The organism is Nocardia sp. NPDC059228 (assembly GCF_042754245.1).
Taxonomy (GTDB): domain Bacteria; phylum Actinomycetota; class Actinomycetes; order Mycobacteriales; family Mycobacteriaceae; genus Nocardia.
Genome location: NZ_JBHZAL010000018.1, coordinates 66952 through 79130, shown reverse-complemented (window position 1 = coordinate 79130; position 12179 = coordinate 66952). Strand labels below are relative to the sequence as shown.

At 68.9% G+C, this 12179-nt stretch carries 10 protein-coding genes and 1 pseudogene; 5 read left to right on the top strand and 6 right to left on the bottom strand.

Annotated features, from left to right (window positions below):
* The first annotated feature begins 6 nt into the window (after positions 1-6).
* Positions 7-987 (top strand): SGNH/GDSL hydrolase family protein, encoded by a 981-nt coding sequence (locus tag ACFXKA_RS25630; RefSeq protein WP_379429203.1) that lies wholly within the window; start codon positions 7-9, stop codon positions 985-987.
* A gap of 13 nt (positions 988-1000) precedes the next feature.
* Here ACFXKA_RS25630 and ACFXKA_RS25625 read toward each other — a convergent pair whose 3' ends face one another.
* The 6 genes and pseudogenes from ACFXKA_RS25625 to ACFXKA_RS25600 form a co-directional block, all read right to left on the bottom strand.
* Positions 1001-1969 (bottom strand): SDR family NAD(P)-dependent oxidoreductase, encoded by a 969-nt coding sequence (locus ACFXKA_RS25625; RefSeq protein WP_379429202.1) that lies wholly within the window; start codon positions 1967-1969, stop codon positions 1001-1003.
* A 34-nt stretch (positions 1970-2003) separates the two neighbouring features.
* Positions 2004-3419, bottom strand: coding sequence for a glycoside hydrolase family 27 protein (locus ACFXKA_RS25620; RefSeq protein WP_379429201.1), 1416 nt, complete (start codon positions 3417-3419; stop codon positions 2004-2006).
* Positions 3420-3448: 29 nt separating this feature from the next.
* Positions 3449-4033: an LppP/LprE family lipoprotein gene (locus ACFXKA_RS25615; protein ID WP_379429200.1), complete on the bottom strand. Its 585-nt coding sequence runs from the start codon at positions 4031-4033 to the stop codon at positions 3449-3451.
* 122 nt (positions 4034-4155) lie between these two features.
* The gene (locus ACFXKA_RS25610; RefSeq protein WP_379429257.1) at positions 4156-4311 is read right to left on the bottom strand and encodes a hypothetical protein; all 156 of its coding nucleotides are present in this window, start codon (positions 4309-4311) and stop codon (positions 4156-4158) included.
* Between the two features lie 40 nt (positions 4312-4351).
* Positions 4352-4396: pseudogene (locus ACFXKA_RS25605) on the bottom strand (4Fe-4S binding protein); the annotation flags it as partial.
* Positions 4397-4467: 71 nt separating this feature from the next.
* Positions 4468-5499: a LacI family DNA-binding transcriptional regulator gene (locus ACFXKA_RS25600; protein WP_379429199.1), complete on the bottom strand. Its 1032-nt coding sequence runs from the start codon at positions 5497-5499 to the stop codon at positions 4468-4470.
* A 141-nt stretch (positions 5500-5640) separates the two neighbouring features.
* Here ACFXKA_RS25600 and ACFXKA_RS25595 point away from each other — a divergent pair, with 141 nt between their 5' ends.
* The 4 genes from ACFXKA_RS25595 (at position 5641) to ACFXKA_RS25580 (ending at position 12145) form a co-directional block, all read left to right on the top strand.
* Positions 5641-7011: an MFS transporter gene (locus tag ACFXKA_RS25595; protein WP_379429198.1), complete on the top strand. Its 1371-nt coding sequence runs from the start codon at positions 5641-5643 to the stop codon at positions 7009-7011.
* Between the two features lie 4 nt (positions 7012-7015).
* A complete protein-coding gene (locus ACFXKA_RS25590) occupies positions 7016-7882 on the top strand; it encodes a metallophosphoesterase family protein (protein ID WP_379429197.1) in 867 nt (288 codons plus the stop codon).
* A gap of 71 nt (positions 7883-7953) precedes the next feature.
* Positions 7954-8436: an Lrp/AsnC family transcriptional regulator gene (locus ACFXKA_RS25585; protein WP_354834356.1), complete on the top strand. Its 483-nt coding sequence runs from the start codon at positions 7954-7956 to the stop codon at positions 8434-8436.
* 214 nt (positions 8437-8650) lie between these two features.
* Entirely contained in the window at positions 8651-12145 is a 3495-nt protein-coding gene (locus tag ACFXKA_RS25580) for an indolepyruvate ferredoxin oxidoreductase family protein (RefSeq protein WP_379429196.1), read from the top strand.
* The last annotated feature ends 34 nt before the right edge of the window (positions 12146-12179 follow it).

Sequence of the window (12179 nt, the reverse complement as noted above, 5' to 3'; positions counted from 1 at the left end):
GGGGCCGTGCTTCCACTCAGACTGGCCGCCGCCGTCGCCGTGCTCGCCGCGGCCGGCTCGATAGGCACCGCCGCCGCCGACGAACCGGCTCCGGTCGAGGGCAAAACGCTTGTGGTCATGGGTGATTCGTTCGCCGCGAACCCGCCGTGCGATGGGGTCCTGGTGAAATGCGACGGCAACAACGACGTCGCTGCACACGAATGCCTGCACCGCGACACGTCCTGGCCCGTCCAGCTGAGCGCGCTCATGGGCGTCGCCGGAACCTCGGACTTCGAGAACGCCACCTGCACCAACGCGTCGATCGACAGCGGCCCCGTGACCTCGAGCGGGCAGCAGGTTCCGGGCCGCGACGGCTACACCCTGGCGCAGCTGGCGATCAAGGCCGCCAAGAACGGGGCGTTCGGGCCACGCACCCAGGTGGTGGCGATCCAGCTGGGAGCCAACGACGAGTGGCCGCATGATTCGGCGACCACCGCCGATGCCCCCGCCCAATTGACCTGCGCGTTCAACATCTCTCAGGGTTGCGACGCCGACGCGGTGTCCCAGGGCCGATGGCCCGACCTCGAAACGGTCAACGGACCGGCCTACGCCGACCGCATCCGCAAAGTCGTCGAGTATGTGAAGTACTACGCCCCCAACGCCAAGATCGAACTGGTCGGCTATCCCGAACTGGCCCCGGCGAACTCGACCGCCTGGTGTCTCGACGTCCTGGGCGTCTTCCGCTACGTCCAGCCCCGAGCCACTGCCATCAACGAATTCTGGAACCGCCTGGACGACGCCGAACGCGATGCCGCCCAAGCCCTTTCCATCGACTTCGTCGACGCCCGGACCCCCACCGCCGGCCACGGCCTCTGCTCCCCCGACCCCTGGCTCCTCTCCGTCCTGGACCCCAAGGTGAACCTGGTCGGCCTCCCCTTCCACCCCACCCCCCGCGGCGACGCCGCGGTAGCCGCCGAGGTCCACAGCCGCATCACGCAGACCCGTTGATCCGAAGTCACCGCTATCCCGCGTAGGCGGTTTTGCCGCCGTCGATCACCATCTGGGCGGCGGTCATGTACGGGAAGTCGTCGGAGGCCAGGGCCAGGGCGAAGGCGGCTATCTCGTCGGGGGTGGCCATGCGGCGCAGGCCGGGGACGTGCTGTTTGCCGTAGACCTCGGTCATGGTCTTCCATACCTCGTCGGGCAGGTTCATCGCTCCTGCCGCGCGCCGGACCAGTTCGGTGTCGGTGGTGCCGGGGATGAGGGTGTTGATGCGAATGTTCTTGTCCGCGTAGTCGTAGGCCGCCGCTTGGACCATGCCGACCAGCCCGCGTTTGGCGGCGGTGTAGGCGGCCCGGCCCTCGGTGGTGGCGATGGCGTTGGACGAGGAGGTGACGACCACGACCCCGCCGCCGCGGGCGATCAGGTGCGGGATCTCGTATTTCAAGGCCAGGAAGTTGCCGCGCAGGTCGGTATCGACGACGTCGTCCCATTCGGCGGAGCTGTACTCGTGCAAGGCTTTCTGCAGCGTGATGCCCGCATTGTTGAAGCAGACGTCGAGCCCGCCGTACTTGTCGGCGACCGTGTCCACGAACTGGCGCACATCGGATTCCACCCGGACATCGGCCCGGATGTAGGTGGCTTCCCCGCCCACGGCCCGGATTTGCTGCTCGACCTGGCGGCCGAGTTGTTCCCTGCGGCCGCAGAATCCGACGTGCCCGCCCTCGGCAGCGAACATCAGGGCGGCCGAGCGGCCGATTCCGGAGGTGGCGCCGGTGATCAGCACTACCTTCCGGTCGAAACGCCGTGCGCCGGAAGGCTTTACCACGGGAGTCGGCGCCCCGCCCTGAACGAGGGCGATGCCGCCGGCCGCGCCCGCCGCCGCGGTGAGGGTCGCGGCGACTCCGGTGGTGGTGAGGAGCCGTCGCCTGCTGACCCCCGAGGCGGGGCCGGGTTCGGCGGCGGATTCGGGCTCAGTGCTGGCATCCATAATGGATAGCGTAACTATCGGATAGTTCTACTGTCTACTCTCCGGATGGAATTGCCGCGCAGCCGGAACCGACCTCGAACATGGCCACACCGTGCGCCGGAATATCGGCGGCGTGCAGCGCACGGGTGGTCGTGGTGTCGGTGTGCGTCCACAGATTGCGCACCGAGTAACACTCCGCCTGCCGCAATCCGGTTGCGGCCAGCCCGGTTTCGATGGTCGCCGCCCGATCGCCGGGATTGAACACGGCCACCGCCACCGCGCCGCCGGCGAGCGGCTTGACCAGAATCCGCCCGTCCCCCGGCAGCGGCGTCGCCTGCGCCACCCGCGAATCCTGGTCCACGGCAATGACATCGGCATTCGTCAGCAGGGCGCGGGTCTGCTCGGACATCGCACGCACATCGTTGCCGGCGATCAGCGGCGCGGCGAGCATGGCCCACAGCGAGAAGTGCGCGCGCTGCTCCTCGGGATCGAGGCTGAATTGCGGATCACGCAGGCGGCCGACCACCTCGGGCGACAGATCGAACGACGTCTCGAGTTCCAGAATCTGGCGGGTGGTCAACGGCCCGGCCAGGACATCGGCGGGATAGCCCGCCAGATGCGCGCCGATGAACTCGGTCAGCGGCAGCCCGACCACCATCATGTCGGGATCGTTCCAGTAGCCGGGGCGGGAGCGGGTGGCCAGCGGTTCGGCGGCCCCCAGCTCGTCGGTGACACCGATCAGGCCGCGCCCGGATCGGGTGGCCAGATGCTGATCCGGCGACCCGTTGTGCCACAGCGGAATCAGATCCGCGGTATTGCGGGTCATATCCGAGATGGCCGACCAGTCGTAGTCCCCGCCCGCGTGCAGGTTGCCGGAACTGTTCGGGTTGATGCTGTAGACGATCCGCCGCCCGCTGGCGCGCAGGGCATCCCGCATGGCGGCGAAGGCGGGCACCTGCTCGGCGAGGTCGGTGTCGGCCCGGCACCAGTCGTATTTGAGGAAGTCGACGCCCCAGGCCGCGAAGGTCCGCGCATCCGCGGTCTCGTGCCCGCGCCCGGCATTGCCGGGCGTCTGCCCGCAGGTCTCGTTGTAGGGGCTCGAGTACAGGCCCAGATACATGCCGCGCGCGTGCGCGTAGTCGGCGAGCGCGGCCATGCCGTGCGGGAACCGCTGCGGATCGGCCCGCAGGTTCCCGGCGGCGTCGCGTTTCGGCGCCGCCCATCCGGCATCCAGATTCACGTAGCGGTATCCGGCGTCGCGCATGCCGGAGCCGACCATGGTGTCGATGACCTCGTGGATGTTCTGCTCGGTCAGCGGAATTCCGGAATTCCACGAATTCCAGCCCATGGGCGGGGTGAGCCGGCCGCCGACCGCCGCGATGGGGGCGGGACGCGGCGGCGCGGCCGCGGTGTCGGCGGTCAGCAGGGCGGTGGCGACGACCAGCGCGAAGGACAGGATTCCAACTCGCACGCGGGACGTCTCCTCGGGTGACGGACGGCTCAATTGTGCGGCGGGAGCTGGCCGTCGGCCTTCACAGTAGTGCCGGTGAGAGTAAAGGTGACCACGCTGGGTCCGCCCTGGGGGCAGCACATGGGGTCGTTGCCGTTGAGCCAGTGGTAGGTGAGCGACAGCGAGGTGCGGGTCTTGCCGGTCACCATCGTGTACATGTACGGGTTGGGGGTGGCCGTCCCCAGATATGTGCCGTTGGTGAAGAACAGAACGTGGGTGTACGGGTGGTTGGTGTCGGAATTCACCGTCATCCAGGACAGCACCCCGGCACAACCCGCGGAGATCTGATCATCGGCGGCCTGACCCGTCTTCCACCCGCCGACCGGCGGCGGCGACAGCCGCGCGATGGCCTCACGGGCGAGGTCGGAATTGATGTCGAGGCAGAGCCCGTGGCCGCTGCCCGCCGGGGCGTCGGACTGCTGGGCGGCGGCGGGAGCCGAGGTGGGGGCCGTGGAACTGGGGCCCGCGGAGGTAGTGGTGGTCCCGCACCCGGTGGCCACCGCCGCGAGGGCAGCGCCCATCGCGAGAATCGCCACTGACCTGGTCTTCATGGCATCCCGCCGCGCACGTGTCACCTCTAGATCATCGGGGTCCCGGGAACTCGCGTTAGCGGCAGGGTCCCGATACGGGGGTCACCGGCATGCCGTCGGCGGGTACCGCGTTCTGCCACAAGGGATTCGCCGGACTGCCCCCAGCCCTACCTCCGATACGCCGCCACGAACGGCGTGTCGACGCCCGCCTTGCCGGATCGGAAGGCCCCGCCGGGCGCTCCGAGCGCCTCGGTGCGGCCGGGCAGTGGCTCGTCGAAGAACCGCCGATTCTCGGCGATGAACTCCTCCTGCCCATCCGGCATAGCCCTCGTAGTAAATGGCCTCGACCGGGCAGCCCGGTTCACAGGCGCCGCAGTCGGTGCATTCGTCGGGGTTGATGTAGGCCATGCGGTCGCCGATGCAGACCGATCCGATCCGGGTCAGCGGCGGTTGCCGGCCGGGCCGGGGCGCGGTGCGATCTAGGTGGTTCGGGGTGGTGGGGCGGTTGAGGATCGGATCTCGAGGTGGACCGGGACGACGATGTTGGGCTGGTCGATCGGGCGGGAGTGGAGGGCGTCGATCAGGAGGGTGGCGGCGCGGCAGCCGATGGCGTGGCGGTCCACGGCCAGGGTGGTCAGGGCCGGGGACAGGGAGGGGGAGGTGGGGAGGTCGTCGTGGCCGATGACCGAAACGTCCTCGGGCACACGGAGCCCGCAGTCGGCGGCGGACAGGTAGACGGTGTGGGCGATGTAGTCGCTGTTGGTGATGAATGCGGTGGGCCGCTCGTCCGGGTGCGCCCGCAGGGCCGCGGTGACGGCGGGGCGGGCCGCGTCGGCGGAGAGTTCGGTGGTCACCGGGAGGGCAGTGAAGCCGAGTTCGGCGCCGAGTTGCCGGAAGCGTTCCAGCCGTTCGGGATCCGGGGACTTCTCCGGCGGCGCCACCACCATGGCCAGCCGCCGGTGTCCCAGTCCGAGCAGATGCCGCACCGCGAGATCGACCGAGATCTCCTGGTCCGAGCGCACGCTCATGGTGAGCCCGGGCTGCTCGCGATCGGCGGTGTCGAGCAGCACCACCGGCCGCCGGGTGACCGAATGCCATTCCCGCGCATACGGACTCGTGCCGATGGGCGCGATGGCCAGCCCGTCCACGGCCCGATGCTGGAAAGCGTCGAGCAGCTGCCGCTCCCGGCCGGCGTCGTAGCGCGAGGAGCCGACCATGACGTCGTAGCCCGCGGCGGAACAGGTTTCGTCGAAGCCGTCGATCACATCCAGGAAGTGCGGGTTGCGCAGGTTGCGGATGAGCAGTCCCAGTACCCGGGTGCGCCGGGTACGCAGGGCGACCGCGGAGGCATTGGGCCGGTAGCCGAGTTCGGTGGCGCGTTGCAGAATGCGTTCTCGCAGCTGGTCGCTGACGCCGGGCCGCCCGGCGAGTGCCAGGCTGACCGCCGAAATGGAGACTCCGAGCGATATCGCCACATCGCGCTGCGTGATCGGTTCGCTCCCGGCTACCACGGAGAGAAACACTAGCGAACGGAGGCTGAACTCGGATGACCGCGCTCTGAACTCTCGACAACGTCCGGTGCGAGTGCTCGCTTCGACGCCTCTACCTTTGCTAAAACGATTGAGCAATTCGATCTTCCAGGAAGGACCATCGTGTCCAGCGATGCCTTTTCAGTCCTCGACTCCACCAAGCTGACCACCTTCCACCGCAAGGTGACCGTGCTCTCGGCCGCCGGCATGTTCCTCGACGGCTTCGACATCACGGTGATCGCGGTCGCGCTGCCGACCGTCACCAAGCAGTGGCACCTGTCCACCTTCATGGCCGGTGCGCTCTCCGCGGCCGCGGTGGTCGGAATGTTCGTGGGCGCGTTGGTCTTCGGCCGCCTCACCGACCGGCTGGGCCGCAAGAAGATGTACCTGGTGAACCTCATCGGGTTCGTCTTCTTCGCTTTGGTCGCCGCGCTGGCCCAGGACGCCTGGCAGTTGCTGGTCTGCCGCTTCCTGCTGGGCCTGGCCCTGGGCGCGGACTACACCATCTCCACCTCGCTGCTCGCGGAATACGCGCCCGCCCAACGCCGCGGCAGCCTCATGTGCCGACTCGGCGCCACCTGGTTCGTGGGTGCGGCGACCACCTACGCCTTCGCGCTGGCCCTGCTCCCGCTCGGCGACGCCATGTGGCGCGTCATGCTGGTCCTGGGCGCGGTGTTCGCGCTGATCGTGCTGTGGATGCGGCGCAGCATCCCGGAATCCCCGCGCTGGCTGGCCGCCCAGGGCCGCGCCGAAGAGGCGAACGCCGTGCTCACCGGACTCGGCGACGCCACCGCACGACTGTCCGGACCCGCTGCGCCGCAGCATGATTCGCCGTGGCGCACGCTGCTGACCATGCCGCTGCTGCGCTATGCGTTCTTCTGCTGCGGGTTCTGGTTCATGTACACGCTGTCGTACTACGGCATCACGCTGTACACGCCGACCATCCTCGAGCAGGTCACGACCAGCACGACCGGTACCTACACCGGTTCGCTGATCATCGTCCTGGTCGGCGTCGCGGGCGCGTTCACCGGTGTCGCCCTGGTGGACCGGGTGGGCCGCCGTCCGCTGCTGATCGTCGGCTTCATAGGCATGTTCCTCGCCCTGACGGTGCTGGCGCTCTGGCAGAACCCGGGACTGACCGGCCTGGTGGTACTACTCGGCGCGGCGGTGCTGTTCGCCAATTCCGGCCCCGGCATCGTGAACCTGGTCTATCCGAGCGAGGTCTTCCCGACCGCCGTGCGCGCCACCGCCAATGGCCTGGGCACCGCGGTGTCGCGGATCGGCGCGATCATCGGCGCCCTGTGGCTGCCCACGCTGATCAAGTCGTGGGGTCTGCACCACGTGCTGTGGCTGTTCGTGGGCGCGAGTGTCATCGGCCTGGCAATCGCGGCCACGCTGGCCCCGGAGACCAAGGGCCGCACGTTGGAAGAGCTCTCGGCGGAGATCTCCGGCCGGGCACAATCCGGTTCGGCCGCACCGGAATCCGTGGGCTGAACCGGTGACCTTTCCCGCCGAATACGTGCGCGCCCATCTGGACAGCCCCACCGAGCCGCGCGGCCACGGCTTCACCGAGCAGAACCTGATCGAGGGCACCACCTACTACAGCTACGATGCCGTCCCCGGTGTGCGGATGATCGTGCTGGACTCCACCCACCCCGCCGGGCACGTCACCGGCAGTATCGGTGCACGCCAATGGGATTGGCTGGTCGATCAGCTGATCGCGGCGCACTCGTCGTATCGCGGCGAGGACGGCGCGATCGTCCGGACCGGGAACCGGGACCGCGCCATGATCATCGCCTCCCACCACGGTCTGGGCATGCTGACCAACTCGACACCCGACCCGGACGGCGAAACCCGCTACCTCGCAGCCTATCTGGAGGCGCTGCTGCACCGCTTCGGCAATGTGGTGCTGTGGATCGCCGGGCACGAGCACCGCAACGAGGTGACCCTGCGCCGCCGTCCCCCCGATCCGCAGGAGGACCCCGCGGGCGGATTCTGGCACGTACTCACCTCCGGCCTGTGCGAATGGCCCTGCCAGACCCGCCTGCTGGAACTGGTCCTCCCCCAGCAGGATTCGAGTCATCTGATCATCCGCTCCACCATGATCGACCACTCGGCCCCCGAACGCCCGGGCCAGGCCCTGGAGCTGCTCAACCTCGCGTCCCTGCATCGCGAGCTGTCGTTCAACGAGCCCACCCGGGTCGGCGGACCGCACTCCGCGGGCACCCCGGCCGATCGCACCGTGGACCTGATCGTCCCCGTATCCCCCGCACTGCTCGCCTCCCTGCGCGGTGCAATGGCACGTAGCGAACGGCCCTCGACGGGGGATCGCGACGGCAATGCCGTGGTCCTGGGCCCGAACTGAGCCACGGCCGGCGGGTCGAAGCGATGGTTCCGGTCCGCCGGCCCCGGCCTGCCGCTGTGCGACAATGCGGCATGAGCATCAAGATCGACGGTCTCGATTCCGCGCTGCTCGCGGAGTTGGCGGCCGATCCGCGGGTGCCGATTCTGGAGTTGGCGCAGCGGCTGGGGATCGCGCGCAACACCGTGCAGGCGCGGATGAAGCGGCTCGAGGCGTCCGGCGCGGTGCGGGGGTATCCGCCGGACGTGGATCTGCAGGCCATCGGGTTCGCGGTGCACGCGTTCCTGGGCATCGAGCTGAACCAGAACAAGATGAACGACATCGTCGAGGCATTGCGGGAGTTCCCGAACGTGCTCGAGGTGCACGCGACGACCGGGCGCGGAGATCTGCTGGTGCGGATCGCGGCCCGGTCCCAGCCGGATCTGCTGTCCATCATCCAGCGCGTGCACGCGATTCCCGGCGTGAAGCACACCGAAACCATGCTGGCCCTCGCGACTCCGGTCGAGTACCGGTCGCTGCCGCTCGTCGAGCATCTGACGAGCCAGCCCGCCGAATGACGAACCGAGGACACTCGAGCGGACTTCCGCGTGGACGCTCGAGCAAAATGCTACGTACGTCACAGTGTTCCAGATCACTTTTGAGCAGTCTGATCAACTTTTCGCGCATCTGTTGACACAGATCACACATCACGGCAGATTTCGCTGCACCGATCGCTTTGGTCCCTTGGTTTGCAGCTCACGATCTGGGCTGTGGAGAGTGTGGTGACTGTTCATGACCGACGTTGCCTGCGCGCCTGCCCGACAGGCCGAACCGGCTACGCCCTACGACCTCGCCGACCGCTACCGGTCCGGCGCAGGCCCGGTCCTTCTCACCGGTGTGCAGGCCATCGCCCGCCTGCTGGTGGAACAGCATGTCCGCGATATGCGCGCCGGCCACCGGGTCGCGACCTTCGTGTCCGGGTATCAGGGCAGCCCGCTGGGCGGGGTCGACAAGATGCTGCTGGGCATGCCGAATGTGCTGTCCGAACACGACATCGCCTTCGTGCCGGGCTTCAACGAGGAGCTCGCCGCCACCTCGGTGTGGGGTAGCCAGGCGGATCTGCCCGCCGGGACGGCGACGCACGACGGCGTCGTCGGTGTGTGGTACGGCAAGGGGCCCGGCGTCGACCGGGCCACCGACGCCATCCGGCACGCCAATATGTACGGGGTGAATCCGCGCGGCGGCGTGCTGCTGCTGGTGGGCGACGATCCGGCCTCGAAGTCCTCGACCGTGCCCGCGGTGAGCGAGCGGTCGCTGGCGGCCATGGGTGTGCCGGTGCTGTTCCCGCGCAATGCCCGCGAGATCATCACCATGGGCATGCAGGGGGTGGCGCTGTCGCGGGCCTCGGGCTGCATCGTGGCCCTGAAGATCGTGGCGGATGTCGCCGACGGCGCGTGGACGGTGGATTCCTCGGTCGCCGAGCTCCCCATCGCGGTACCCGAAGTGCAGTGGGAGGGAAAGACTTTCGCCTACCGGCAGCGGCCGATGGCGGCGCCCGCGGACAGTGTGCTGGCCGAGGCCGACCTGTACGGGCCGCGCTGGGCCACCGTGCGCGCCTTCGGGACGGCCAATGATCTCGACGTCATCGAGGTGGATCCGGCGCACGCGCGGGTCGGCATCGCGGCCACCGGCACCACCTTCGACGCGGTGCGTCAGGCGCTGGTCGATCTGGGTGTGGACGAGCCGGCCATGCACCGCGCGGGCATTCGCCTGCTGCGCATCGGGATGCCGTATCCGGTTGGGGCACAGCGGGTCACCGAGTTCGCGCGGGGGCTGGAGCAGGTGATCGTGGTCGAGGACAAGACCGCGTTCATCGAGACCCAGATCCGCGAAATCCTGTACGGCACCGCCGGTGCCCCGCGGATCCTCGGCAAGCTGGATGGAAACGGCCTGCCGCTCATGCCGTTCGACGGCGAGCTCACCGCGGGCCGGCTGCTGGCCCCGCTGCGGCGGGTGCTGCGCGAGCGGGTCGAGCTGAAGAAGGCTCCGCCGCCGGCGCTTTCGCTGGAGGTGCTGTCCGCCAAGCGCACCCCGTACTTCTGCAGCGGCTGCCCGCACAACCGCTCCACCGCCCTGCCCGAGGGCTCGATCGGCGGTGGCGGCATCGGCTGCCACACCCTGGTCACCCTGTCCGGGCGCAGCGACAGCGCGGTCACCGGCCTGACCCAGATGGGTGGTGAGGGCAGCCAGTGGATCGGGCAGGCGCCGTTCACCGATGTGCCGCACCTGTTCCAGAACATCGGCGACGGGACGTTCTTCCACTCCGGGCAGCTGGCCATCCAGGCGTGCGTGGCGGCGGGGGTGAACATCACCTACAAGCTGCTCTACAACGAGGTCGTCGCCATGACCGGCGCGCAGGATGTGGAGGGCGGGCTGACGGTCGCGAAGCTGACCCACAAGCTGACCGTCGAGGGCGTGAAGCAGATCGTCATCTGCGCCGACGATCCCAAGCGGCACAACAGGAAAGCCCTGGCCAAGGGCACGCTGCTGTGGCATCGCGACCGGCTCGACGAGGCGCAGAAGATGCTGCGCGAGATCGAGGGCGTCACCGTCCTGATCTACGACCAGCACTGCGCCGCCGACGCCCGCCGCCAGCGCAAGCGCGGCACGCTGCCGGTGCGCAATACCCGCGTGGTGATCAACGAGGCGGTGTGCGAGGGCTGCGGCGACTGCGGCACCAAGTCGAACTGCCTGTCGGTGCAGCCGGTGGAGACCGAGTTCGGGCGCAAGACGCGCATCGACCAGACCTCCTGCAATACCGACTACAGCTGCCTGGACGGCGACTGCCCGTCGTTCGTGACGGTGGAGTTGACCCCGGATGCCAAGGGGCGCAAGGGCTCCAAGTCGGCCGCTCCGAAGCGCCGGAAGGCGGCCGAGCCGCCCACGGTGGCCGATCCGGGACTCGGCGCTCCGCTGGGCACGCAGAACGTGCTCATCGCGGGCATCGGCGGCACCGGCATCGTGACGGTGAACCAGGTGCTGGCCACCGCCGCGCTGCGGGCCGGGTACGCGGTCGAGAGCCTGGACCAGATCGGGCTCAGCCAGAAGGCCGGGCCGGTGCTGTCCCACCTGCGGTTCTCCACAACGGAATTGGAGCCGTCCAACCGGCTCACCCCGGGCAGCGCGGACTGCATCATGGCCATCGATCTGCTGACCGCCGCCGATCCCAAGAACCTGCAGTACGGCAATCCGGCTGCGACGGTCGTGGTCGCCTCGACCAGCCAGACCCCGACCGGTGACATGGTCTACGACAAGTCGGTCACCTACCCGGAGACCGGTCCGCTACTGGATCGGCTTGCGGCGGTGTCGGATTCGCAGTTCGGCTTCGATGCCCTGGCGGCCGCGCAGCAGCTGTTCGGGAATACCGCCGCCGCCAACTTCCTGATGGTCGGCGCGGCCTTCCAGACCGGCGGCCTGCGGCTGCCCGCCGCGGCGATCGAAGAGGCGATCACCATCAACGGGGTCGCGGTATCGGCCAATATCGCGGCATTCCGCTGGGGTCGCGTGGCCATCGCGGATCCGGCCGCCTTCGCGGCTGCCACCGATACCGCTGCGGCACAGCGCACTCCGCGCGTCGCCCCCGCCGAGCTGCTGGCGGGCACCAGCTTCGAGGGCGAGGTCCGGCGACTGGTGGAGCTGCGGGCCGCCGAGCTGATCGGCTACCAGAACGCCAAGGTCGCCCGCCGCTACATCGACACCGTTCAGGCCGCCTGGAGCGCCGAGCGCGCGGTCACCGAGCGCACCGAGTTCAGCGAGGCCGTGGCGCGCGGGCTGTACAAGTTCACCGCCTACAAGGACGAGTACGAAGTAGCCCGCCTGCTGGTCGACCCGGCCTTCCTCGACGAGGTGCGGGCCCAGGTCCCCGGCGGCGAGAACCTCACCTACAAGCTGCATCCCCCGGTGCTCCGCGCCCTCGGCCGCAAGAAGAAGATCGGCCTCACCCCCAAATCCCATGTGGCCCTGAAACTGCTCGCCAAGGGCAAGTCCCTGCGCGGCACCAAGCTCGACCCCTTCGGCTACGCCCATGTCCGAAAGGTGGAGCGGGAGTTGCTGTCCCACTACACCGACCTGGTCCGCCGCCTCGCGGACGGGCTCACCACCGACGGCTACGCCACCGCCACCGAGGCGGCGGCCCTGCCCGACCTGGTCCGCGGCTACGAGGACGTGAAGCTCGGCAATGTCGAGCTCTACCGCGCCCGCCTGCGCGAGCTCGGCCTCGACGGCTGACCCGGGCCGCTCACCCTTCCCAACTCCATCCCCG